We start from the raw sequence: 22,916 nt of genomic DNA on the forward strand, positions 1-22,916 counted from the left end.
GATGCAGTGGGGACAAATTAAAACATTATTTATCCTCTGCTTCTTCCTTCTCGATATTTATTTATTATTTCTAGTTATTCAGAAGCAGAGTAATGAGGATCTTCCTTTAAAGGAGACAGAAGAGCTACGGGAACAGGAACAAGAACTGGAATTAGAAAATATTAAATATCCAGATAATCTACCGGATTCTATTCCAGACGAAGCATATGTCTCGCTTAAACAAAAAACGTTCGATGAGTCTGAAGTAAAGCAAATTGAGTCCCAAGAAAACCAGGAAATACGAATTGTAAACAACAGTTTTATCCTAGGAAAATTTAAAAAGACAATTGCAATTCCAGAAAATGCTACAGACGAAGATATAGAAAGACTGATATCCAGTACGGTATACTTAGGCAATGAGTATAAATTTGAGTATTGGGATGAAGAAAGTAATGTGCTCGTCTTTTTCCAGGTGATAAAAGATGATCGGCCGGTATATTACAATCAAAATGGCATGATCATGATTTATTTAAACGATAAAAATGAAATGATTGCCTATACCCAATCATTACTTGGGGAGCCTTCACCTATTAATGATGAAAAAACATTAATAACCCCGTTAAAAGCAATTTACACACTGTATGAAAATAGATTGCTACTATCCTATGATGAGGCAACAGAGGTTGAAATGGGCTATCATTCGATGTTACCACTGGAAAGCGGGACACAGGTATTAGTTCCAACATGGAAAATTACGATTAATGATACGAAGGAACGTTTCGTCAATGCTGCACAGCGCTATGTAATCAAGGTTAATGATGACTTTGTGAACAGTGTTTTGCATATGAGTATTGATAATCTTATTGCCATCAAAGGACAGGATGAATTTAAAGAGAGCATGCTAGAAATATTACAAAGCAGGCTAGGAGATAATCGGAGTGAATCAGAATGACATTACGTTTTAGTGTTCTAGCATCGGGGAGTACGGGAAATGCTTTTTACATCGAATCTGATAAAGAGAAGCTCTTAGTCGATGCAGGACTTAGTGGGAAACAAATGGACAAGCTTTTCAGTGAGGTACAGCTATCTCCAAAAGACTTATCAGGGATTCTAGTTACACACGAGCATAGTGATCATATTAAAGGTCTCGGTATTCTTGCACGAAAATATGATTTACCAATCTATGCAAATGAAAAAACCTGGAAAGCGATGGATGGCATGATTGGCAAGCTATCCATTGACCAGAAATTCACATTTAATATGGAAGAGGTAAAAACGTTTGGCGACATCGATGTGGAATCCTTCGGTGTATCCCACGATGCAGCTGAGCCAATGTTTTACGTCTTCCGAAGCGGTGGAAAGAAAGTCGCACTTGTTACGGACTTAGGCTATGTATCCGAGCGAATCAAGAAAACAGTTGAAGGCGCAGATGCCTATATATTCGAAGCAAACCACGATGTCGGCATGCTCCGAATGGGACGCTACCCTTGGAGTGTAAAACGCCGTATACTCGGTGATTCTGGTCACGTATCCAACGAAGACTGTGGCTTAGCCCTAACAGATATCGTTGACAATAATACAAAGCGAATCTACTTAGCACACCTAAGTAAAGATAACAACATGAAAGACCTTGCACGCATGTCCGTCGGAAATATTTTAACAGAACGCGGCATTAGTATAGAACTACATGATACAGACCCAGCAGTACCAACAGCATTGTATGAGGTTATATAGCATAGGATGTAGGCGAGTCTAAAATGAAGAGCGCTAATAGACTGAGTTGGTGGAAATCGTGGTTTACAGTCTAATAGGAGCGTTCTAAAAGACTGAGTTGGTGGAAATCGTGGTTTAAAGTCTAATAGAAGTATTCTAAAAGACTGAGTTAATGAAAAACGTGGTTTAAAGTCTAATAGAAGTGCTCTAATAGACTAAGTTAGTGGAAAATGCGGTTTTATAGTCTAATAGAATTGTTCTAATAGACTAAGTTAGTGGAAACCGTGGTTTACAGTCTAATAGGAGCGTTCTAATAGACAGAGTTAATGAAAATCATGGTTTACAGTCTAATAGAAATGTTCTAATAGACTAAGTTAGTGGAAATCGTGGTTTACAGTCTAATAGGAGCGTTCTAAAAGACTGAGTTGGTGGAAATCGTGGTCTAAAGTCTAATAGAATTGTTCTAAAAGACTGAGTTAGTGGAAAATGCGGTTTTATAGTCTAATAGGAGCGTTCTAATAGACTGAGTTAATGAAAATCATGGTTTACAGTCTAATAGAAATGTTCTAATAGACTAAGTTAGTGGAAATCGTGGTTTACAGTCTAATAGGAGCGTTCTAAAAGACTGAGTTGGTGGAAATCGTGGTCTAAAGTCTAATAGAATTGTTCTAAAAGACTGAGTTAGTGGAAAATGCGGTTTTATAGTCTAATAGGAGCGTTCTAATAGACTGAGTTAATGAAAATCATGGTTTACAGTCTAATAGAAGTGCTCCAATAGACTGATTTAGTGAAAATCGTGGTTTACAGTCTAATAGAAGCGTTCGAAAAGACTAAGTTGGTGGAAACGTGGTTTACAGTCTAATAGGAGCGTTCTAAAAGCCTGAGTTGGTGGAAATCGTGGTTTACAGTCTAATAGGAGCGTTCTAAAAGCCTGAGTTGGTGGAAAACGCGGTTTAAAGTCTAATAGAATTGTTCTAAAAGACTGAGTTAGTGGAAATCGTGGTTTACAGTCTAATAGGAGCGTTCTAAAAGCCTGAGTTAGTGAAAATCTTGGAGTTTAGTCTAATAGAAAAAATCGAATAGCCTAATTTCATCAGTACTCCCATAAAACGCCCCTTTTAAAAGCTAAAAACTCCTCCTTAAAAATAAAGGGGGAGTTTTTTTACTCTATTCAAAGTAGGTCCATCGTTTAACACCTGTCGCTTTATAATTTTTCTCCAGAATCCTAGAGATTGTCTTTTTTGAAACAAGGCCACACCACTCATAAATTCCACTAGTTGTAATTTTCTCTTCAGGAAACAATATTTTATACTCCTGTACACTCCGCAATACCGCATGTTCTAAGAACTCTGTATAACCGCAATTAGAACAAATACAGTTTTTCCTTCTTCCCTCGATATCGAGGCTAATGGAATAGCAATGCTGACAGCATATTCCCTTCTGCAACTGTTCATATTTATATTGTGGTAATCGGGTATAAGGCGATTCCTTCTGATGAAGTGAGATTAGCTTATTAGCGAGGGCTTTGTGTCGATTTGTGATTCGACTGGGATTGGTATTTAGTCGTTTTATTAATCGATTTAATTGGCTTGGAAAAATAAAAGGTTTGTTTGCTGGTGCTTGATAAAGCATGAATTCGGGGTTGATGAAAATAACAGAAGCATGAATGGGGAGATTGATTCCTTGGTTTTGCAGTAGCTGCCTTAATAATGACTCAGTACGTTCAAGCTGTATCAGGGGATTATTAATTTCAAAATTATCCTTTGTATAAAATCGGTTGGAATCATAGTAGAAGTCCCCTTCGTAATTCTTAACCTCAAACATATAAATCGCATCCGTAATTAATAGGGAATCAATCTGAAATGTAGTGTTATTCACTTGAAGCATTAAATCATTTACTAAAAGGTGGTCAATTTCGAGGTTTTGTAGGAGGGTATCTAATAATACTTCTCCCTCATAGCCTTTCGCCAGATTATAAAGATCTTGCTTGTTCTCATCATCTAAAACCATACGATTGTTTAAAATCTCTAGTAATTCTAGTTTGGCGGGTTTTATTCTTTCCTTAAGAATCATTGTTCACAACCTTTCTATTATCTCTTTAAAGGCTATTATATAAAAGGATCCGCACAATAGCTACCAAAATTAATAAAATTCTAACAACAATGCAAATAATCAAGTGATAGATGTTTATTCCTGTTAGAAAAGCTCATAATATAAATATGATTTGGCCACTAAAGGCATTGCAAAGGAGTTTATATGTATGGGCTATTATAATCAACATTATCCCCCAGACCCGAATAGAAAAAGAGGGAACCGCTGGGTACTCCCACTTATCATTGGCATTATTGCGGGTGCGTTGTTTGTTTCTTTTATCATCCCAGGAATAGTGGATAAGGAAGACAGAACAGTAGATAATGGGGAATTACGAAATAATGCTAATTCTGCTGATATTGGTACCAAACAGGTTGTTTCACTAGATGTCTCAACCCGGATTACCGAGATAGTGGGAAATGTTTCGCCTACCGTTGTAGGGGTTTCCAATATCCAGAATCAGACAAACTATTGGGCGCAGCAGGAAGCAGCTGAGGCGGGTACTGGTTCAGGGGTGATTTACAAGAAGGATAATCAATATGCCTATATCGTTACCAATCACCATGTAATTGAGGGCGCTGATGAAATTGAAGTACAGCTGAGTGATGACTCTGTACTCAAAGCAAGGCTACTAGGAACGGATTTATTTTCTGATTTAGCAGTTTTACGTGTAGATGGAAGCAAAATTAAGAGCACCATTGATATGGGAAGCTCTGATGCACTTAAGGTTGGGGAACCAGTCATTGCCATTGGTAATCCACTAGGACTAATGTTTGCAGGATCCGTTACGCAGGGAATTGTAAGTGGAAAACAACGTACAATACCACAGGATTTTAATATGGATGGACGTCCGGACTGGCAGGCAGAGGTTATTCAGACAGACGCTGCGATAAATCCTGGGAATAGTGGTGGTGCTCTCATCAATATGGATGGGCAGCTTGTTGGGATAAATTCCATGAAAATTAATCAGGAAGCGGTAGAAGGGATTGGATTTTCTATACCCATTAATACAGCGAGACCGGTAATTGATGAGTTAGAAAAGACAGGCCAGGTGAAACGACCGTATTTAGGTGTCGAGATCTATTCATTGGACGAGGTACCTCGTTCAGAATGGGCAGAAACATTAAATTTACCAGATAATATTGAAGGTGGGGTTTACGTCTGGAGTGTAGAACCACTATCGCCAGCGGCTAAAGCTGGTATGGAGCGGTTGGATGTCATTACTGCATTAGATGGGAAGCCAATAGGTAATGTTATCGAGCTGCGAAAGGTTTTATATCAAGAAAAAGAAGTAGGAGATCAAATAAAAGTCACCTATTATCGAAATGGTAAAAAGCTACATTCTACCATGACATTACGTGCACAATGATGACGATTGTTTAGAAATAGAATAAATTCTTTTATGAAAATCTGTGCCAGGAGTCGAGATATACGTATGTATTCGCAAAAAATCTGAGGGAGCGATATACATACAGATACCGACTGACCTGGCAATTTTTATTTGCAATAAAGAGCTTTATGAATCGCAATTAACTACAAATTTTCCCCAATGAGACAAAAGAATGAGAGTATAATGTCCCACAAGTTATCCCCATTTTTAAAAAGTTATTCACATTATGTGTATAAAAATAACCGTATATCTATATTTTGTGGTCGAAAAAGGATGAAAACACAAAATACCTACGAACATTTGTGCATATGTGGATAACTTTGTGTATAACCCAATAGAATACAGTTGATAATCTGTTTATAACTGAATTTTTCCTAAATATGCTTTCCCCGAGGCTGTAAACATAATAGAAGTAAAAGAATCATAGCAACAACATCCAGTCTAGCCTGGAAGGCAAATACGAGAAGACCTTGCTCAAATAGGATTGGGAGTTTCGTTAAATAAATGGCACCTGCCATAATTATGATTAATGGAATCGCAGCTTTCTTTACATATAACCGTGCAATGATAAGCGAACCACATCCAATTTCTGTGAGGGCAACAAGAAATGCCATTGTACGAGGATATGGGATTTCTAAATTTAAAAAATTAACCATATCCGGTGCAAGTAGTTTCATCATACCTGAGGTAATAAAAACAAATCCAACTGCATAACAAATCCAATTATCGATTCTCATTTGCCATCTAATAGAAGTCTCCCCCCATACGATAGTGTGTCATCCATACAATATATGCAATAAGTAGGACAAACTTTCCTATTTTAATTTGTACCAATTTAATCTTCTTCCTCCTGATTTTGCACAGAAAAGAGAGCTTCGGATAAAGCCGATATGTATAAAGAAATCGTCCAATCACATGACATCAAGAAATATTCATGAAAAATGCTTGCGACAATAGTTAAATAAACTTATAATTTTCTTTATAATTTGTAAAGATGTATAGTAGATAGGAATGACCAGTCCTAGAATCGATTTGATACATAAAGGAAGTGCTTGCATGTTAAAACGTTTTTTCTCGTATTACAAGCCACATAAGCGGCTTTTTATTATTGATTTTACCTGTGCGGTATTTGTAGCTATACTGGAGCTTGCTTTTCCTGTAGCAGTACAGGAATTCATTGATAGGCTTCTACCAACGGAAAATTGGAATTTAATTGTGCTAGTAAGTATTTCCCTATTAGCGGTTTATTTATTAAGTACATTTATGCAATATATTGTCACCTACTGGGGACATAAACTAGGGGTAAATATTGAAACGGACATGCGCCAGGATTTGTTCCAGCATGTACAAAGACAGTCCTTTCGATTTTTCGATAATACGAAAACAGGACATATTATGAGCCGAATTACAAATGATCTATTTGATATTGGGGAATTTGCCCATCACGGACCGGAAGACTTTTTCATTGCGATAATGACATTTATCGGTGCGTTTACATTAATGTTCAATATAAACTTCCACTTGTCACTAATCATTCTAGTTATTGTACCAATTCTCATTTGGTTAATTACGTACAGTAATATTAAAATGAATCAGGCATGGAAATCGATGTATGAAGAGATTGCAGAAGTAAATGGTCGTGTTGAGGATGCCGTATCAGGTGTCCGTGTCGTACAATCCTTTACAAATGAAGACTTTGAAACAAAGCGCTTCACAAAGGACAATTATAACTTTAGAAAGGCAAAGGTCGCTGCTTATAAAGTGATGGCTTTCGTTCATTCTAATATTTACATGATGATGCGCCTGATCGTACTTGTAGTGCTTGTCGTTGGTGCATGGCTGACCTTCAATAAGCATATGTCGTACGGGGAACTTGTTAGCTTTATTCTTTTCACGAACGTCTTATTCAATCCGATCAATAAAATAAGTGCATTACTAGAATTGTATCCAAAAGGAATGGCAGGGTTTAAACGGTTCACTGAAATACTTGATACAGAACCAGATGTCCAAGATCGCAAAGGTGCGAAAGATGTGAAGGACCTGCAAGGCTTTATCTCCTTCCACAAGGTAACCTTTGGTTATGAGAAAACACAAGGGCCAGTAATTAAGGCAATGAGCTTCAATATTAATGCAGGTGAAACGGTAGCCTTCGTTGGGCCATCAGGTGCTGGAAAAACGACCATCTCATCCTTAATACCGCGCTTCTATGATGTTGATAGTGGTCAAGTTACCATTGACGGAATGGATATTCGTGATATGACAAAGCGGTCACTTAGAGAGCATATCGGAATCGTACAACAGGATGTATTCTTGTTTACGGGAACGCTTCGTGAAAATATAGCTTACGGAAAGCTAGATGCGACAGAAGAGGAAATTCAGGAAGCAGCAAGAAGGGCCCATTTGGAGGAATTTATTAAAGAATTACCAGATGGCTATGAGACACAGGTTGGAGAACGGGGTCTGAAGCTTTCTGGCGGTCAAAAGCAACGGATTGCAATCGCGAGAATGTTCCTGAAAAATCCACCAATCTTAATTTTAGATGAAGCAACCTCGGCACTAGATACGGAAACAGAAATGATTATCCAGCAAGCACTAAATGAGCTTGCACAAAACAGAACGACATTAATCATTGCACACCGACTAGCAACGATTCGCAATGCAGACCGAATCATGGTTATTACGAAAAAAGGAATCGAAGAAGAAGGTAGTCATGAAGAGCTAATCAGAAGAAATGGTGTATTTGCTAACCTGCATAAGGTTCAAATGCACTAAAAGATTTACTATTTTAGATAGGTAGTAAATTACAATAACAAGGACTTCTAGCCGCAACGTATACCACCCGTGAGAACGGGTGGTATTTGTTTTATAGGTTAATTATTATCAAGAATAAATTCTAGTATGGCACGCGAGAACTCTGCTGGACTTTCCACATATGGATGATGACCGCTTTCCAGTTGTTTGTAAATCCCATTAGGAAATTGGAAGCTCTCCTGATGTCTGGGCCCAACAGCATGATCAAATAACCCCGACAGAACGAAAGTAGGGACTATTACTTTTTCTGTTAGACATGTGAAGTCTTGGAAATATTCTTCATTGGAAAATATGTACTGCTGAAAGTCTGGCTGTGGTGAGAGAGCTTCATCGATTACCCTAAGTCTTTGCTCATCCTCAGGTGTATTAAACTGTAATTTATAGAATAAATTCTCTTCTATCAGCTGATGTGCAGTTGCGTAAAATGTATTTACAAGATCAGCGGTATCATTTATTGGATTTTGTTTTTCTGTTATCCCCAACCATTCTCGCCCCTTCAAGATCTGGTGTGTGAATGAGTCTGCCATATTTAATGTAGAATTTGTCAGGATGAGTCCTTTCGTATGTTCTGGAAAAAGGTGTGCGTAATTTACCGCAAGTAACCCTCCAAAGGAATGCCCCATTACATACCATTCTTCTATCTTTAAATGACTACGCACTGCTTCTATATCCCGAATCAACCGCTCGAGGGAGTAATCACCGTTTTCAGCTAAACGAGAACGACCACATCCCCTTTGATCTAAATAGATCATTTCCAGTTGCCCATGAAGGAACTCACTAGTAAAATGCTGAAAGGATTTACTCCAATAGCCCGGGCCACCATGCAAATAAATGCACGGAACTCCTGCCCCTTCCTTTTCTATGTATAACGTAACTCCATCACAAGTTTTTATATGCATCGTAGCCTCCTAAAACAATCCCCTAAAAATCACATTGGCCGAAACTGGCTTCCGTCCCATTTCTCTCGCCCAAACTGATAGTTGACCAATATGATGAATCTCATGAGCGATAATGTGGTGAAGAATCTCTTCTTTCGTAAATTCTCCCTCCATCCATGGAGCAGTCACGATAGCATTCTTATTTCCAATACCATCATTCGTAAGAAATACCTCGATTTCATTTCGATATGTTTCGGATAGAGACTGAACCTCTGCTATTGTTGAAAAGGTACTAAAATCGATGGCAATATCTTCTTTTCCCTGTATGGCACGAATCCAGCTATATTCTACATCGATAATATGTAAAAAGGTATTTAGTATATTACCTACGCCGCCGATACGCTCTTTAATCAGTTCTTCCTCTGAGAGCTGCTTACACCATTCTAACCACTCATCCCGAACCTGCCAATTATATTGAAAAAACGTATAAAACATATCCACCCCTCCTAACCAAAATAAGTTCGACAGGCGTCTCCACCATTTGTCGATATTTCCCGGGAAATGCTGAAAAACATATTTTTAAAAACTTTTAGATCCTGTCTCGTAGCTGCTATTGATTATTTAACATATCCTCTAGTTCCAGTAGATGCTCCGACAGCCAAAGCATCTCATGAACAAACCGCTTTGGTGGTCCTTTTCTAGTATCTAGCTCTGTATCCAGCCACCATTGACTTTCCATATACCATAATAGTTTCAACGATTTTGTTAAAAGACCAGTTTCACGGGGATGAAAATAGCGATACCCCTCTAAAAATGCCAGTGCATGGTGAACCTTCAATTGCTCGCCATCTAGTGCGCCAGAAATAACTGCCCTTCCAATATCTAAGGTGAGAAAGTCATATTTCATTCTATCGAAATCAAGAATAGCAGCTAGCTCATCAGGCTGGAATAAGATATTATCTACCCACAAATCACGATGAGATAGTCCAGTACGATGGGTAATAAATGCTTCTGGGTTAACTATTTCTAGTAGCTTCAGCTGTTGTTCAATAATGGGTTCTAAATGAGGTTTATTCTGTGCGAGTACATTATTACGCATGGTAGCCCAGTACGAGTATCTATCTTCTCTCAATGGTGGTTGAAATGCCGTGGTGTGATGTACAGAGGAAAAATTGTTATTTAAGATGTAGTGTAGCTTACCAGTATAATACCCTAAGTCAAACATCTGGCTATCTGTTAGCTTTCCAGCGTTAACAGTATTCCCCGAACAATAATCCAGTACGATAAAATACTCCCCGCCACTAGATTGCAAGAATAAATCAGTGCCATGAGTATGGATTTTAGGAGTAGGAAACGAATGCCGATGCAAATAATTTTGGATTTGATAGACATGCTTTAATTCTGCAATGGAATATTTCTTCAAGCGTTCCTTATGATATTGCTTCAATAAAAAGGTACCATCATTCGTCTCAACCTTCCATTTTAGGTTCAGCCAACCTTTCCGAATCGGATCAACTGCTTCTATTCTCAGTCCGAATAGTCTTTGGAAATGATGTAGAATGTCCTCTTGAATATCCTGATCGGTTAACAGCTTCCCCATAAAATCACCACCCTTTCTCCCTATTATGTAACTATAGCTGATTATCTACCCAATAACAAGAACATATGTTTGCGAAGACCTAATGAGTGGACCTAATAATCCAATTCGTATTGAATAAGCCGAGCTTCTATCCCTTTATACCATTCACTACCATTTCTACTAATCTCTTTAAAGCCAAGCTTTTCAAGCATTCTTCTTGATCGATGATTAGTTTCATGGGTCTCTGCATGAAACACATGAATCCCCAGCTTTTTGTTAGCATAGTCCATCATTTTCTTAGAAGCTATGAAACCAATACCCTTCCCCCATAAACTACTCTCTCCGATAGCAATTCCTAATTCTGCAGTATCTCCTACAATACAAGCTAAATCTGCATACCCAATTAATCGCTGATCTAGTTCAATTCCCATGCGAATGAAGTCGTTCGCCTGATTATGAACACATTGCTGCCACCAACTTATAATTCATCGGGCTCTCTATTTAAATCCCAGTCGTTAGTCAAACAAAATGCCTCATCCTTACTCCAAGCCAAGACAGAAGAGTAATCTTCTAGCTTAATGGGTCTAATTTTTATCGGAAAAAATGTCCCTTCCATCAATCATCACCCCTTCGATATAACAAAGCTGCACCTCAACCTGAGATGCAGCTCTCTACTTATTCGCCAGACTGTCTATCGTAATTTCTCTTTAGCATGCCAGTCCCCTTCATCATGCCAAGCTTCTCATAATATGGTACCAGATCATCATCACAGCATAGGTCAATCATATACAAATGCTCGAGCTGCTTTAGCATTCTAGAAACTAATTCATTACCAATACCCTTATTCTGATAAGCAGGTAAGACCTCCAGTAAAGGAATATAGGCAGAAAGGACACCGTCACTAATGGCAGTAATAAAGCCAACGACCTTGTTCTTACCCTCATCAATGGCTAATACCACATGGCTACTGCCTGCCAATAATTTTAAATGTGTCCTTGCGCTAGGTGGATTTGGCCAGTCCACAAAAAAGCCATCTACCATCGCAGACGAAATGCCATCCATTGAATTCACATACATCATATCTATCAACTCCCTACATAATATGAAAAACAAGATAGGAAAATTGATAGAATCAATTATATAGCAACAAAATCAAAACCCCCTAAACGCTATAGAACAAAGTACATTCACTACGCCTTTTTAACCTGCTTCAGATGCTCCACTCGATTCCAGTCCTTCAGCACCCAATCGCCATTTTCCCAAGCGATAGTTGAGATACTAGTATTTTCTATTTTTTGTTTACCTAAATCAATCTGGTCGCGAGAAATTATCTTTAGTATTCGATAGATTACTTGTCCGTGTGCAACTAACAAGACCCTTTTTCCAGCATGCTTTTCCTGTACCTTCTCAAGTCCGGTCATAATCCGCTTAGCAAATACGTCAAGCTCCTCCTGATTAGGGTAATTAAAATCAGGGTATAGCTTAGACCGTTCCTCCATCGTTAATCCTTCACCATCACCAAAGAAACGCTCCGCAAAGTCATCCATCACTTCAAATGGAAGCTGTAAATAGCTATTGATGATCTCCGCGGTTTTCCTAGCTCGCTGTAATCCACTTGAAATAACCACATCATAATCACTTGCTAAAAGCGAAGCGCCACAAGCCTCCGCTTGTCCAATTCCTTTGCTATTTAAAGGGATATCTGTCTGTCCCTGCATTCTTTTTTCCGCATTCCAGTCTGTCTCTCCATGTCTCACTAAATACACTGTAGTCATATGTGCCACTCCTGTCTAATCTATTTATCTATGCATATAAATCTATTATATATGTAATGAAGCTTTCTAGCTCACCATAATAATAGTCGATTTGGTCTAGATAGTAAAAAGTGGTAGCCGTGTTTACAGCTATTTCCTTGTCAGAATACAAATGGATCTTCTTTTGTAAGCCGATGCCAATTCCTAGCTCAATATGTGTACCCTTACCACCTGGCAAAAGCACCAAAATAACATCGCTAGCCTTAACCGCATCTCGTTCTGCTATTCCAATCGCACGTAAATCAGCTACAGACATTGCTCGACTATTTTTCGTCCAGTCATACGTATGAACGTGACCAGCAGCTATCAACCGATCACGTACTCTCCGTACAATTTCTTTATTATCTAACCCTGAAGCAATGTAAAAATTCATCGATTACCCCTCACCATTTCCCACTCATTGGCTAGCAGTCCATAAACCACAAGATCAACAAAGTGGTCATATAACCATTCGCCCTGTCGAATTTGTCCTTCTATTGTAAATCCAAGGCGTTCTGGAATTTTACGGCTTTTGATATTTTCAATCGCTGCCCGAATCTCTATACGATGTAATCCTAAATTCTGGAAGCCATAATCAATCAATGCACTAGTTGCCCTTGTTATAATTCCTAATCCTTGAAAATCCTTTCCTTGCCAGTAGCCAATTACACCGGCTCGATTGGCCCAATCAAACTGGTTATATCCCATCATGCCACAGAGTTTACCCTGATAGTACACACCTAGAATTAATCCAAGTCGCTCTTCATACGATTGCCAAGCATAGCGAATAAAATCCTCAGAATCGAGTACCGTTCTTGTTTCGTCTACCCATGGGAGCCATTCCCGTAAGTACTCCCGAGAGCGATCAGTAAGGCGAAACAGTTCATGAGCATCCTTGACATCCAATAATCTCAACGTGATTTCTTCATCAACCGCATAAACAAACAAAGAATCGCCTCCCGATTTCTATCATCAATCATAACACAGTACGATTAGATTTAAGAAAATAATCTTTTTGCTTTCCTTAATTTTGTTATAATTATGATAAATTATTAAATATGAAGCGTTTTTAGTACTAAAATTAGGAGAAAAAAACCTCCAAAGACAATATAGTGCTGCCAATGATTTTTGTTATAAATGATTCTCCCATTGATATATCGGGAAATGAAAACCAAAACAATAATAAAGAGATAAAAAATCATGGATATTGCAACACCAACTATCTCTAGCAATGCAGAACAAAGAAACAATGCGTGTACTGCAATGTAGAAATATAACACCCTTTTTTGACTGGAAGAAAGAGCTTCGTAGTTTTTAAGAAGCATTATACTAGCTCCAAAAAGCATCATGAAGCAGTATAAGATGATAAGAATGATAGAAATCATATAAATTACCCCCTATCTATTTTTTCCACTATACAATGTGGGGTTAACCCCATGTAAACAACAAAACTAGGTGATGACATGAAAATTGGACAATTTATAAAGGAAGTTGAAACAACAAAGGATACCGTACGTCATTATGAAGCATTACATCTACTTCAGCCCGCATGGGAAAATACACATCGTATTTATGGGCAAAAAGAGGTGGAGGACTTTTTGGTAATAAAAGAAATGCAGTCATTTGGTTTATCCTTAACCGACATTCAATCCTTGTTTCAATTAAAAAGGCAAAATGGTTGTGGAAATCCCACCCTTATCGAGGGTGTCATGACAAAGCTTGAGGAAATGAGAGAGAAACTAGAAGAAGAAGAGAAACGGATACAGCGGAAAAAGCATCAATTAACGGAGACGATGCAAGCAATACATTTATTAGCGGGTGATAAAAATGCCAACTTGTAAAAGCTGTGGAACGGAATGGACATGGAGACAAACAGTAAAGAAAACATTCTCCAACATGAAGTGTCCACATTGTGGGGAGAAGCAATATTTAACAGCTAGGTCTAGAAAGAAAAGCAGTGTTGTCGCCTTTTTAGCTCCTTTAACGCTTCTGTTTTCTTTCATAGTTAATTTTTCATCGATTGTCACTATTATCCTGTTAATCGGATTATCTATCGTATGGTTTGGTTTATCTCCATTTATCGTTGAATTATCCAATGAGGAGGAGCCACTTTGGTAGCAAAATAGGGACTTCAGGAGGGAACAAAATGAAGGATCAAATCAAACAAACCTTTAACCAACTAGCCGAAGTTTACGAAAAATCGATTGATACAAAGAGTTTGTACAATAGCGAGTATGAAAGACCAGCAATGATGAGCCAGCTACCGGATAGCCTTCATCATAAAAATGTTCTTGATGCGGGATGTGCAGCGGGTTGGTATACCGAGCAATTGCTTGGACGGGGAGCAAATGTTGTCGCCATGGATATTAGTCCAGAAATGGTACGGGCAACAAAAAGAAGAGTTGGTGAAAAGGCAAAGGTAATCTGTCAGGACTTAGAAACGAAGCTACCATTCGCAGATAATTCCTTTGACTATATTATTTCCTCCTTAACCCTGCATTACATGGAGAATTGGGATTATCCATTTCGTGAATTTGAACGGATATTAAAGCCAAATGGAATTCTGCTTTTCTCTGTTCATCATATATTCACCGATTTGAAGCTGCGCCAGGACTATCATTATTTTTCTACTGAACAGCTAACAGATGAGTGGAATAAAGAAGGAAAAACATATACTGTTCCATTCTACCGGAGACCTTTACAAGCTATCATCAATAAAACAATACAATATTTTTCTCTTCAAGAGATTATCGAACCCCAGCCTACCATGAACATGAAGGATCAGGCACCAAGGGTATATGAAAATCTCATGAAAAGTCCACAGTTTTTAATCATTAAATCAAGGAAAGTAGTGAGAAAATGAGTAAGTTACATATTCGAAAACTAGATAATGAATTAGCGGAACTAATTTCCTTTATGACCAATAATACATGGGATTATCATACCGATCCTAAACCAAGGAAAGAGCAAATTGAAAAAGCCTTTCGAAACGGATGGTACCAGGAAGACAGGGAAGCTTTCTGGGTTGAGCACGATAAGGACAAGATCGGATTAATCATTATTCATGATATAAGTGACACCATTACTCTATTTGATATTCGTTTCGCAAATCATGCTAGAGGAAAGGGTTATGGGAAAATTGCAGTCAGCTGGATTGTAGACTATCTATTTAATTTACCAGATAAGAAGATTAGGATTGAGGCCTATACGAGAAGTGATAATCTAGCAATGAGAAAAACCCTATCTAACTGTGGGTTTGTAAAAGAAGGCTATTTAAGACAGGCTTGGGAAAATAATGATGGCAGTGTTTCAGACTCTGTTCTTTACGGAATGATACGTCATGACTGGGAAAACAAGGTTCAGACACAGATAGAAATAGATAAGTTGCCTTTTTAAGTGGTTCCAACTAACAGTAAATTTTCCGAAATAGCCTCAAACCTACAAAGATAGAAGGGACAATTGAAAATCATCATCAGACATTACTTTTAACCAAGAATAGGAAATTTAATAATTTGTATTGAGAAATAAGAGTTCAAATACAATTGGGGGTTTTAGTGATGTTGAAACTATTTCAATACAACTGGCAGGTTCGAGATGATTGGTTTGCATGGTGTGAAGAGATATCAGAGGAAGAGCTCTTAAAGGAACGAGTCGGAGGGTTCGGTAGTATCCTACATACCCTGTTTCACATAGTCGATGTGGAATATATGTGGATCGTAGGCTTGCGAGGTGAACCAGTACCAGAGGCGCCTGCATTTGAGGATTATGCCACCTTACAAAAGGTGAAAAACCTTTCAAGTCAATACCATGAAAAGGTGGAGCAGTTTATGACAGCTTGGACGAATGAAATGGATGCTCGCAGATTTTCTGAAAATGACTTTACGATTGAACCGATTAGCTCTAGAGATGCAGCGATTAGGCGACGAGTCATTAAATGTCCCCACGGAGAGCTCATCCGTCATACCGTAGTCCATGAAATCCACCATATTGGACAGCTATCGATATGGGCCCGTGAAATAGGAAAAGAGCCTGTTTCCGCAAACCTTAGAGGACGAGGTCTCTATAATAATTGAAGAGAACATTCGTATTTTCAGTTTAAGATGAAAAACAAAATAGTAAATTACGAACTGGGAGGACCCTATGAATATTAGAAAAGCAATAATATCGGATGCTAACGGAATTGCAAAGGTTCATGTGGATAGCTGGAGGTCCACCTATAAAAATATTATTTCGGATTCATTTCTAAATAGTTTATCGTATGAAAGGCGAACCGAATTATGGGAACGAAATACTACCAGAGAAGGAAATTATGTTTTTGTTGCTGAAAATGAGAGTGGCGAAATCGTTGGATTCGCAGATTGTGGTAAAAGAGAAAATAATCATATCGAAAACGCAGGTGACCTAACCTCCATATACCTTTTGGAAGAATACCAAGGGCAAGGGATTGGTAGGTTGTTGTTGAAAGAACTTTTCCTAAAGTTCAAGGAGCTTGGATATAATAAAGTATTTGTTGAAGTATTAGAAGATAATAAAACACGGTACTTCTATGAATATTATGGAGCAGCCCTTGTTAGGACAGAACAAATAACGATAGGAGATGCTGAATTAAATCTACTCATCTATGAATGGGACAATCCTAATAAGGTATTGGAAAGACTACTAGGTGAAGCAAATGATTAAAGAAATTATCCATAACTGGAAAAATTACTGTACAGAAGCCAATTTCATTGGAATAGGTTCTACTAGAAAGGCATATCGGGTTGCGGATTAGGTTGTAAAAGTGCATTTACATCCAATTGGCTATAAGCAGTCCAAAGCAGAGCTATTTATAATCAAATGGAGGAAAAAGGGTTAAGCTTTCTTTTTGCAAAGACGTTCTATGTTGATAATCATATATCCATTCAACAATACTTTCAGCCATTAGAGCTACTTGATGGTCAATCATTTGAGATCGACCCGAAAGCAGACACATCCCTTATTCCAAATATGTATGAGGAGACATTAAGCCTATTAGATACCGAGTTTGATAGCTTTGACTTAAAGGATAGCAGTAATTATGGCTTGAATAATGCGAACCAGCTTGTTTTTATTGATTATGGTATGAGTAAGCAATTATATGAAACAGAGTGGGTACCGTTAGCAGAAGTGGGAGTACTTCCGCAAATTGACTTTGCCACCTGCCGTGTCTGTGGATTGGAAAAAGAACTACGGATGTATGGAGATAATGATGATGATAAACGTTGTTATGCATGTGGGAAGGAATAGCATGAGTGGGATGAAAGTAAATAAAATAGAGCAGCTTTAAAGCTGCTCCCTGCATAAACGTATCTCAATTATTCATCATAATAAAATCCACTGCTTCCTGAAGCAGTTCCGCTAAATTATTCGGAATGAAGTGCCCCATTCCTTCTACCACTATTAACTTACATTTTATTTGATATGACTCAAGAATAGGAACTAGTTCCACTGTTTTTTCATAAAAAAAGTCCTTGTCCCCTGTGATAATACAGCCTCTTATGGAGGTGTCCCGTATATTTTTTAATTGCTGTTCAATGTCAGCAGTATCTCTAATTGCGGGGATCACACTAATAAAGCCTTTTCCATTGAATGGATTACCCGGCAGACATAATTCTAACGCTAGTTTACCACCTTGGGATGCCCCTGCTAAAATAACCTTCTTCGCACTCCCTAATGCATGATACTCGCTGAAAGTCTCACGTAATTCCCTCTCAGTAATGTCTGGATTATCCCAACAAAAAGACTGGTAACCAAAAGTTTGCGAAGATTGAGGGAATCCAAAGAAATAATCTTCCTTAGTGTTTCCGTTTATCCAATGTGGCGCAAAATCCTGTACATTAGTACCGCGCATATGTAACGAAAAAATACCAATATCCGCCTCGGTATTACCAAAAGTAAAAAGCTGTGGCTTGGCATCTTTTTTACGACTCTCAAAAATATGTTCACATTCTTTTAGAATGGTTTGGAATTCTGATAGACCTTGTAAAGGCTCTAAATCCGGGTCCCCAGTTAATATAATGGGGTTCCACCAAAACCCTTGATCTAAACCAGCTTGAAGTGCTTGAACAGCACTGTCTAGCCTTTCTTGTTTGCTAAATGCACAGGCCCGCCAAAATATAGTTTTATCCAATCGATTCGGGAATTCATTTTGCACATGGTCAATAAGTGAATGTACTTCATCCAATCTACCTTCGCCAAAAAGACGGAATACTTCTTTTTGCAGTGAAACAAATTTATCTCCGGTCATCCAGGTACACCCCTAACGGATTACATTTACAACTTAGCCTGCTAATTCGCAACCTTCTCCTCGTGCTTATTCCGCTTTTTCCCTTTTTCTTCTCCATCAACAATAACGCTATTTCCGTTAAAAATACCGCCATCCTCAATGATAATGCCACGAGAGGTTGCACTTCCAGTTAGCTTGCCCTTTGCTTCAATTTGGACCTTTTCTGTCGTTTCCACATCGCCACGAACTTCTCCAGCAATGACGATATTTTTAGCCTTAATGCTTGGCTCAACATAGGCATCTTTACCAATGTAGACATCCCCATTAGAAACAATTTCGCCCATTACCTTACCATCTACTCGTAGGCTAGTTGCCAAGGTGATTTTTCCTTCGATAACTGTATCTGAACCGATAATGGTTTCAATCACTTTTTCATCCTTTTTCTTGCTAATCATTTGTCGCTTCCTTTCTACTCCGCTATTCGATATCGAATTCCCCATATATGTTGAAATAGGCCTTCGGATCAACTGGTTTCCCGTTGATGATCACTTCATAATGAAGGTGTGGGCCAGTACTCCTTCCAGTGCTGCCAACAGAACCAATGATATCGCCCTTTTTCACCTTGTCTCCAACCTCTACGTCAATTTCCATCAAATGGCCATATAACGTCTGATATGTTCCAGAGTGTTTGATTTGGATAGCATTACCGTAACTACCGTAATACTTAGCCAAGGTCACGACCCCATCTGCGGTGGCATAGACTGGTGTCCCGTAATACCCGCGAATATCGACACCAGTATGGAAGGAGGCAGATTGCTGTAATGGATCATTCCGACCACCAAAATCAGAGGTAATCACATTCGGATTGGTTGGCCAAGCCGTTGGGGTTGTCGCCAATTCTCCACTAACCTCATCCATTGTGGCAAGTGTATCCTTATAACGCTCGAGTAGTTCAGTCGATGGCAGGAAGGTAAGCCCATCCGTCGATTCGGAAAGGCTTGTCTCATCTGCCAATACAAGTAACCCACCACTTGGATCAACCATATTTGGTAATTCGTCCATATAAGAACGCATTTGTTTCTCAAGCTCTGTTAATTCCTCTAGTCGTTCTTTCGTTTGACCAGTTTCCTTCTCTAAAGTGCTAACCGTTTTCTCCAGATTCTCACTCTTAGACATCTCCACACGTAAATGATCGGACAGCTTGTCTATTTCTGCCTTTTGCTCTAGATTTACACTGACAAAATAAATTAGTGCCATCACTGGCACGATTGGAAGTGCAAATAGCGTATACATCAAGCCGCGGCGAATCCGGAACCTTGTCACCACTTCCCTTGCATCATTGGAAAGAATAGTGAAGGTTAGCATACGTTTTCGCTTACTTTTTCCTTTCAAAACGGAACTCCTTTCTGAAACCACTTACCGATTAACGCAATGTGACAATCTGTAAGTCTTGCTCCAGTAAATAAGTAATGATTGCTGGTAGTGCATCTACTGTTGCTTTTGTTTCATGAAGAAGAATAATGGAACCAGTAACATCAGTAGTCTTAATATGCTGGATAATTTTCCCGGCATTCCGAGATTCCCAGTCTCTCGTATCATTGTTCCATAAAACGGTTTTCTTACCGTGATTCATGACAATACGTGTCGTCGTGTCATTCATTGCCCCGAACGGTGGTCGAAATAACGTAACCGGATCACCAGTGATCGCTTCAATAGCCTTCGATGATTGAACTAATTCCTTTTCTTGCTTAGACTTGGAGCTTGCTGCTAAATTAGCGTGTGTCATCGAATGGGTACCAATGGAAAAACCATTTTCAGCGATATACTTCACCTGTTCAGGATACTGATTAACATTCGTGCCAATGGTAAAAAAGGTTCCGCCTACTCCAAACTCCTTTAAAATATCAACAATTTCACCCGTAAACTGTGAAGGGCCATCATCAAAGGTTAAAGCAACCATCCCTTTTGGTAGTTTACTAGAAATGTCTTCAATTAGTTCAACGTATGGAGTCTTATGATTCTCTTCTATCGTGATGTTTTCTTTTAATAACATCGTTTCCGGCTTTTCTTTCACTTGCTCCTCTTCCAGCGATAATGCTTTGTTCGTAGAAGGACGATCTACCCGTAACGCCTCACCATTTGAAAGCGTGCTAGCACTTATCAGTATAGAATGTCCTGTATATGCCGTGAAAATGGCAAGAACTGTGATAAGGAGAGGTGTGATTAGCCAAGAAAGCTTTCGCTTCGTCTTCGGTACACTACCATCTTTTACCTCTGATTCTAGCATTTGGCTAGACTCTTGGCTAGTATTCTTCGCTAATTTACGAGAAATAAAAGGAAGTTTGTCTATTTCTGTTATCGCTTCCAATTGTTTTAATGCTGTTAAAGCCTCTATGTATTGGTCTGAACAGGTAAACTCGATACGTGTACTCTGGTCCAGATAGTGTTTGGTAATACTACTTTTATTGTTATTTGTATGAAAGGAAAGTCGATATAAATGTTCATTGGAAAAATCACTTACACGCTTCAGACTTAATGCTGTCTCGGAGTCGACCTCCCAGAAAACGTGAGCTTCCTCATCCAACTGTAGGTTGATCTCTAAATAAAAGCTATTCTCGTATTCATGAATGCCAAGCAACTGAAGTAGCTTTAATTGATACATCGCTAATTTCCCCCTTCTATACTGAAGGTATTCCTTATCTCTTACGCTTGCTCCGATGAACTCGTCGTAGTTTTCGGTGCAAAGCTAATAGACATCCGCTGGGTGAAGTCATTAATGGTTTGCATTAATTCATTCTTTTCATCTACGATTTGCTGGTACTGGGAAGCATACTTTTTATTCTCGATTTCGATACTACGAATCTTTTCTTCTAGTTCATTAATCTTCAGCATGCTTTCATATTGGCTTTTCGTAGATTCTTCTTTTAGCTTTTCATATTTGTCCTGTGAGGTTTCTAGCTGATTCACAATCTGTTCATACTCCGTATTGGAATTTTGCTGGTATTCTTTATAATCCTCTAACAATTGGTCATAGGACATCTGCTTGTTCGTTAAGCTGTTTTCTAGACCTTGAATCTCCCTATTCTTTTCATTTAGGAGCTGATCACGCTTCTCCAAATCCTGCTTATAGCGGGTAATCATCTCATTCGCTTCCTGTAGGCGCTTCTCTACTGTGCTGTGTTTTATCTTCACTAATTGACGGTCTTTTAATAGGTTCTCTACAGCAACTATTACGTCCAGTGATACCTTGTCCTGATTTTCCTTGGAAAAAATAGATTTACTTGCAGTTTCTAGTTGATCTGCAACCTCTGGGGTAAGGGGTATCTCTTCTACGGGTGCTTGAGTGGTTTCCTTGTCTGTTATAATATTTTCCCAGGTTTCATTGGAATCTGAAGTGCGATTTCCCTTGAACCAGCCAAGCCCTTTCTTTTCCATAGTTTCCTTTGACATGTAATCTTCCTCTCCATGGTTCTAGCAATATATTTTTGTATATCAATGGCATTCGTGCCAAAATATAGAATACTCTTATGTTTATTGTAAATCCTTGTCGAGGAATGTCAACAAAGAATAGTAGTTTTGTAGGGTTTTGCGTTATTTTGAAGCGGGATTTTTAGGACTAATGAATCGGAAAATCTGAACTTTATAATATATATTCATCTTGAGAGATTAATAGAATAGAAATTATTAGGCGTTTCGTCCTGAATGCGAGGACGATAAGTGTGGGTTGTTATAGGAATAAAGTCTTGTGTGGAGTGGTAAAAATCTATAGGTTTGGTACACTATTGGTAGACAATCCTTGAGAGGACGGAATGAAATGAAGATTACAATAGTTTCAGTGGGAAAATTGAAAGAGAAGTATTTAAAACAAGGAATCGATGAGTATATGAAGCGGCTCTCTGCTTATGCCAAGGTAGAGATTGTAGAGGTAGCGGATGAGAAGGCACCGGAGAATATGAGTGAAGCAGAAACGATAGCGATAAAGCGAAAGGAAGGCGAACGAATTCTATCGCATATTGGGCAGGATACCTATGTCATTACATTAGAAATAGGTGGAAAAATGCTTACCTCGGAACAGCTTGCGGATAAGATGGATGAGCTTGCGACGTATGGGAAGAGTAAGCTGGCATTTGTGATTGGTGGATCACTTGGGATTAGTGAAGCGGTGCAGAAGCGGAGTGACTTTGCCCTGTCGTTTTCTAAGATGACGTTTCCTCATCAGTTGATGCGGTTGATTCTTCTTGAACAGATTTATCGGGGGTTTCGGATTGTTAGGGGGGAGCCTTATCATAAGTAGAGGGTAGAATATTGCATAAAAGCTGGCATTTTGTCATTCGATTCGTTATTTTTGATGATGTTTTTCTAAAGTCTATTTGTTCCAAGAGAAACCGTGTGAAATGTAAGAATAACGGAAATCTTTTCTTCAGATAAATAATATTCG

Annotated in this window: 28 protein-coding genes; 12 read left to right on the forward strand and 16 right to left on the reverse strand. The window is 38.6% G+C overall.

Features of this window, described 5'->3' with window-relative positions; all coding sequences use genetic code 11:
- Position 1: 1 nt before the first annotated feature.
- Both HNR27_RS14595 and HNR27_RS14600 read left to right on the forward strand, forming a co-directional pair.
- Positions 2–931: a two-component system regulatory protein YycI gene (locus tag HNR27_RS14595; RefSeq protein ID WP_212921705.1), complete on the forward strand. Its 930-nt coding sequence runs from the start codon at positions 2–4 to the stop codon at positions 929–931.
- The gene (locus HNR27_RS14600; protein WP_429340284.1) at positions 928–1,713 is read left to right on the forward strand and encodes an MBL fold metallo-hydrolase; all 786 of its coding nucleotides are present in this window, start codon (positions 928–930) and stop codon (positions 1,711–1,713) included. The genes HNR27_RS14595 and HNR27_RS14600 overlap by 4 nt, the downstream gene beginning before the upstream one ends.
- Positions 1,714–2,859: 1,146 nt before the next feature.
- Here HNR27_RS14600 and HNR27_RS14605 read toward each other — a convergent pair.
- A complete protein-coding gene (locus HNR27_RS14605) occupies positions 2,860–3,765 on the reverse strand; it encodes a nuclease-related domain-containing protein (protein ID WP_429340285.1) in 906 nt (301 codons plus the stop codon).
- Positions 3,766–3,952: 187 nt separating this feature from the next.
- Between HNR27_RS14605 and HNR27_RS14610 the strand changes: the two genes are divergently transcribed.
- Positions 3,953–5,152, forward strand: a complete 1,200-nt coding sequence (locus HNR27_RS14610) for a S1C family serine protease (protein WP_429340286.1) — start codon at positions 3,953–3,955, stop codon at positions 5,150–5,152.
- Positions 5,153–5,547: 395 nt separating this feature from the next.
- On the opposite strand, the gene HNR27_RS14615 is transcribed toward HNR27_RS14610, so the two are convergent.
- Positions 5,548–5,910, reverse strand: a complete 363-nt coding sequence (locus HNR27_RS14615; protein ID WP_429340287.1) for a DoxX family protein — start codon at positions 5,908–5,910, stop codon at positions 5,548–5,550.
- A gap of 319 nt (positions 5,911–6,229) precedes the next feature.
- Between HNR27_RS14615 and HNR27_RS14620 the strand changes: the two genes are divergently transcribed.
- Complete coding sequence (locus HNR27_RS14620; protein ID WP_429340288.1) at positions 6,230–7,945, forward strand: ABC transporter ATP-binding protein; 1,716 nt, start codon at positions 6,230–6,232, stop codon at positions 7,943–7,945.
- A gap of 98 nt (positions 7,946–8,043) precedes the next feature.
- Here HNR27_RS14620 and HNR27_RS14625 read toward each other — a convergent pair whose 3' ends face one another.
- The 9 genes from HNR27_RS14625 to HNR27_RS14665 form a co-directional block, all read right to left on the reverse strand.
- Positions 8,044–8,883 (reverse strand): alpha/beta fold hydrolase, encoded by an 840-nt coding sequence (locus tag HNR27_RS14625; protein ID WP_429340289.1) that lies wholly within the window; start codon positions 8,881–8,883, stop codon positions 8,044–8,046.
- A 9-nt stretch (positions 8,884–8,892) separates the two neighbouring features.
- Entirely contained in the window at positions 8,893–9,357 is a 465-nt protein-coding gene (locus HNR27_RS14630; protein WP_429340290.1) for a DinB family protein, read from the reverse strand.
- Positions 9,358–9,472: 115 nt separating this feature from the next.
- Positions 9,473–10,462: a phosphotransferase gene (locus HNR27_RS14635; protein WP_429340291.1), complete on the reverse strand. Its 990-nt coding sequence runs from the start codon at positions 10,460–10,462 to the stop codon at positions 9,473–9,475.
- A gap of 92 nt (positions 10,463–10,554) precedes the next feature.
- Positions 10,555–10,872, reverse strand: a complete 318-nt coding sequence (locus HNR27_RS14640) for a GNAT family N-acetyltransferase (RefSeq protein WP_429340292.1) — start codon at positions 10,870–10,872, stop codon at positions 10,555–10,557.
- A 47-nt stretch (positions 10,873–10,919) separates the two neighbouring features.
- Positions 10,920–11,057: a hypothetical protein gene (locus HNR27_RS14645; protein ID WP_429340293.1), complete on the reverse strand. Its 138-nt coding sequence runs from the start codon at positions 11,055–11,057 to the stop codon at positions 10,920–10,922.
- A gap of 59 nt (positions 11,058–11,116) precedes the next feature.
- Positions 11,117–11,521, reverse strand: coding sequence for a GNAT family N-acetyltransferase (locus tag HNR27_RS14650; protein ID WP_429340294.1), 405 nt, complete (start codon positions 11,519–11,521; stop codon positions 11,117–11,119).
- Positions 11,522–11,631: 110 nt separating this feature from the next.
- Complete coding sequence (locus tag HNR27_RS14655; protein ID WP_429340295.1) at positions 11,632–12,216, reverse strand: histidine phosphatase family protein; 585 nt, start codon at positions 12,214–12,216, stop codon at positions 11,632–11,634.
- Between the two features lie 28 nt (positions 12,217–12,244).
- Positions 12,245–12,628: a nucleoside 2-deoxyribosyltransferase gene (locus tag HNR27_RS14660; protein ID WP_429340296.1), complete on the reverse strand. Its 384-nt coding sequence runs from the start codon at positions 12,626–12,628 to the stop codon at positions 12,245–12,247.
- A complete protein-coding gene (locus HNR27_RS14665) occupies positions 12,625–13,182 on the reverse strand; it encodes a GNAT family N-acetyltransferase (RefSeq protein WP_429340297.1) in 558 nt (185 codons plus the stop codon). The genes HNR27_RS14660 and HNR27_RS14665 overlap by 4 nt, the downstream gene beginning before the upstream one ends.
- A gap of 515 nt (positions 13,183–13,697) precedes the next feature.
- Between HNR27_RS14665 and HNR27_RS14670 the strand changes: the two genes are divergently transcribed.
- The 7 genes from HNR27_RS14670 (at position 13,698) to HNR27_RS14700 (ending at position 17,499) form a co-directional block, all read left to right on the forward strand.
- A complete protein-coding gene (locus tag HNR27_RS14670; RefSeq protein WP_429340298.1) occupies positions 13,698–14,075 on the forward strand; it encodes a MerR family transcriptional regulator in 378 nt (125 codons plus the stop codon).
- Entirely contained in the window at positions 14,062–14,352 is a 291-nt protein-coding gene (locus HNR27_RS14675) for a TIGR04104 family putative zinc finger protein (protein WP_429340299.1), read from the forward strand. The genes HNR27_RS14670 and HNR27_RS14675 overlap by 14 nt, the downstream gene beginning before the upstream one ends.
- Before the next feature lie 28 nt (positions 14,353–14,380).
- Positions 14,381–15,097 carry a class I SAM-dependent methyltransferase gene (locus HNR27_RS14680; protein ID WP_429340300.1) on the forward strand — a complete coding sequence of 239 codons (717 nt, stop codon included), beginning with the start codon at positions 14,381–14,383 and terminating at the stop codon, positions 15,095–15,097.
- A complete protein-coding gene (locus HNR27_RS14685; protein ID WP_429340301.1) occupies positions 15,094–15,630 on the forward strand; it encodes a GNAT family N-acetyltransferase in 537 nt (178 codons plus the stop codon). Before HNR27_RS14680 ends, HNR27_RS14685 begins: the two co-directional genes overlap by 4 nt.
- Positions 15,631–15,791: 161 nt before the next feature.
- The gene (locus HNR27_RS14690) at positions 15,792–16,307 is read left to right on the forward strand and encodes a DinB family protein (RefSeq protein ID WP_429340302.1); all 516 of its coding nucleotides are present in this window, start codon (positions 15,792–15,794) and stop codon (positions 16,305–16,307) included.
- A gap of 67 nt (positions 16,308–16,374) precedes the next feature.
- Positions 16,375–16,914, forward strand: coding sequence for a GNAT family N-acetyltransferase (locus tag HNR27_RS14695; RefSeq protein ID WP_429340303.1), 540 nt, complete (start codon positions 16,375–16,377; stop codon positions 16,912–16,914).
- 156 nt (positions 16,915–17,070) lie between these two features.
- A complete protein-coding gene (locus tag HNR27_RS14700) occupies positions 17,071–17,499 on the forward strand; it encodes a hypothetical protein (RefSeq protein WP_429340304.1) in 429 nt (142 codons plus the stop codon).
- A gap of 64 nt (positions 17,500–17,563) precedes the next feature.
- Here the strand turns inward: HNR27_RS14700 and HNR27_RS14705 are convergent, their stop codons facing one another.
- The 5 genes from HNR27_RS14705 to HNR27_RS14725 are packed head-to-tail and all read right to left on the reverse strand — an operon-like array spanning position 17,564 to position 21,928.
- Positions 17,564–18,499 (reverse strand): alpha/beta hydrolase, encoded by a 936-nt coding sequence (locus tag HNR27_RS14705; RefSeq protein WP_429340305.1) that lies wholly within the window; start codon positions 18,497–18,499, stop codon positions 17,564–17,566.
- Between the two features lie 41 nt (positions 18,500–18,540).
- Positions 18,541–18,933, reverse strand: coding sequence for a bactofilin family protein (locus tag HNR27_RS14710; protein WP_212921725.1), 393 nt, complete (start codon positions 18,931–18,933; stop codon positions 18,541–18,543).
- 22 nt (positions 18,934–18,955) lie between these two features.
- Complete coding sequence (locus HNR27_RS14715; RefSeq protein ID WP_429340306.1) at positions 18,956–19,870, reverse strand: M23 family metallopeptidase; 915 nt, start codon at positions 19,868–19,870, stop codon at positions 18,956–18,958.
- Positions 19,871–19,901: 31 nt separating this feature from the next.
- A complete protein-coding gene (locus HNR27_RS14720; RefSeq protein ID WP_429340307.1) occupies positions 19,902–21,140 on the reverse strand; it encodes a polysaccharide deacetylase family protein in 1,239 nt (412 codons plus the stop codon).
- Between the two features lie 41 nt (positions 21,141–21,181).
- Complete coding sequence (locus tag HNR27_RS14725) at positions 21,182–21,928, reverse strand: hypothetical protein (RefSeq protein WP_429340308.1); 747 nt, start codon at positions 21,926–21,928, stop codon at positions 21,182–21,184.
- Between the two features lie 364 nt (positions 21,929–22,292).
- On the opposite strand from HNR27_RS14725, the gene rlmH reads away from it, so the two are divergent.
- Complete coding sequence (gene rlmH / locus HNR27_RS14730) at positions 22,293–22,772, forward strand: 23S rRNA (pseudouridine(1915)-N(3))-methyltransferase RlmH (RefSeq protein WP_429340309.1); 480 nt, start codon at positions 22,293–22,295, stop codon at positions 22,770–22,772.
- Positions 22,773–22,916: the final 144 nt, after the last annotated feature.

The organism is Ornithinibacillus bavariensis (assembly GCF_050433565.1).
GTDB lineage: Bacteria > Bacillota > Bacilli > Bacillales > Amphibacillaceae > Ornithinibacillus > Ornithinibacillus bavariensis.

Excerpts from the sequence above, each read along its gene's own strand:
- HNR27_RS14690 (WP_429340302.1), top strand. The coding sequence starts at position 15,792 with ATGTTGAAACTATTTCAATACAACTGGCAGGTTCGAGATGATTGGTTT.
- HNR27_RS14615 (WP_429340287.1), bottom strand. The coding sequence starts at position 5,910 with ATGAGAATCGATAATTGGATTTGTTATGCAGTTGGATTTGTTTTTATT.
- HNR27_RS14635 (WP_429340291.1), bottom strand. The coding sequence starts at position 10,462 with ATGGGGAAGCTGTTAACCGATCAGGATATTCAAGAGGACATTCTACAT.
- HNR27_RS14610 (WP_429340286.1), top strand. The coding sequence starts at position 3,953 with ATGGGCTATTATAATCAACATTATCCCCCAGACCCGAATAGAAAAAGA.
- HNR27_RS14645 (WP_429340293.1), bottom strand. The coding sequence starts at position 11,057 with ATGGAAGGGACATTTTTTCCGATAAAAATTAGACCCATTAAGCTAGAA.
- HNR27_RS14685 (WP_429340301.1), top strand. The coding sequence starts at position 15,094 with ATGAGTAAGTTACATATTCGAAAACTAGATAATGAATTAGCGGAACTA.
- HNR27_RS14710 (WP_212921725.1), bottom strand. The coding sequence starts at position 18,933 with ATGATTAGCAAGAAAAAGGATGAAAAAGTGATTGAAACCATTATCGGT.
- HNR27_RS14695 (WP_429340303.1), top strand. The coding sequence starts at position 16,375 with ATGAATATTAGAAAAGCAATAATATCGGATGCTAACGGAATTGCAAAG.
- HNR27_RS14675 (WP_429340299.1), top strand. The coding sequence starts at position 14,062 with ATGCCAACTTGTAAAAGCTGTGGAACGGAATGGACATGGAGACAAACA.
- HNR27_RS14630 (WP_429340290.1), bottom strand. The coding sequence starts at position 9,357 with ATGTTTTATACGTTTTTTCAATATAATTGGCAGGTTCGGGATGAGTGG.
- HNR27_RS14680 (WP_429340300.1), top strand. The coding sequence starts at position 14,381 with ATGAAGGATCAAATCAAACAAACCTTTAACCAACTAGCCGAAGTTTAC.
- HNR27_RS14670 (WP_429340298.1), top strand. The coding sequence starts at position 13,698 with ATGAAAATTGGACAATTTATAAAGGAAGTTGAAACAACAAAGGATACC.
- HNR27_RS14600 (WP_429340284.1), top strand. The coding sequence starts at position 928 with ATGACATTACGTTTTAGTGTTCTAGCATCGGGGAGTACGGGAAATGCT.
- HNR27_RS14620 (WP_429340288.1), top strand. The coding sequence starts at position 6,230 with ATGTTAAAACGTTTTTTCTCGTATTACAAGCCACATAAGCGGCTTTTT.
- HNR27_RS14640 (WP_429340292.1), bottom strand. The coding sequence starts at position 10,872 with ATGGGAATTGAACTAGATCAGCGATTAATTGGGTATGCAGATTTAGCT.
- HNR27_RS14650 (WP_429340294.1), bottom strand. The coding sequence starts at position 11,521 with ATGATGTATGTGAATTCAATGGATGGCATTTCGTCTGCGATGGTAGAT.
- rlmH (WP_429340309.1), top strand. The coding sequence starts at position 22,293 with ATGAAGATTACAATAGTTTCAGTGGGAAAATTGAAAGAGAAGTATTTA.
- HNR27_RS14660 (WP_429340296.1), bottom strand. The coding sequence starts at position 12,628 with ATGAATTTTTACATTGCTTCAGGGTTAGATAATAAAGAAATTGTACGG.
- HNR27_RS14595 (WP_212921705.1), top strand. The coding sequence starts at position 2 with ATGCAGTGGGGACAAATTAAAACATTATTTATCCTCTGCTTCTTCCTT.
- HNR27_RS14700 (WP_429340304.1), top strand. The coding sequence starts at position 17,071 with ATGGAGGAAAAAGGGTTAAGCTTTCTTTTTGCAAAGACGTTCTATGTT.
- HNR27_RS14720 (WP_429340307.1), bottom strand. The coding sequence starts at position 21,140 with ATGTATCAATTAAAGCTACTTCAGTTGCTTGGCATTCATGAATACGAG.
- HNR27_RS14605 (WP_429340285.1), bottom strand. The coding sequence starts at position 3,765 with ATGATTCTTAAGGAAAGAATAAAACCCGCCAAACTAGAATTACTAGAG.
- HNR27_RS14705 (WP_429340305.1), bottom strand. The coding sequence starts at position 18,499 with ATGACCGGAGATAAATTTGTTTCACTGCAAAAAGAAGTATTCCGTCTT.
- HNR27_RS14655 (WP_429340295.1), bottom strand. The coding sequence starts at position 12,216 with ATGACTACAGTGTATTTAGTGAGACATGGAGAGACAGACTGGAATGCG.
- HNR27_RS14625 (WP_429340289.1), bottom strand. The coding sequence starts at position 8,883 with ATGCATATAAAAACTTGTGATGGAGTTACGTTATACATAGAAAAGGAA.
- HNR27_RS14725 (WP_429340308.1), bottom strand. The coding sequence starts at position 21,928 with ATGTCAAAGGAAACTATGGAAAAGAAAGGGCTTGGCTGGTTCAAGGGA.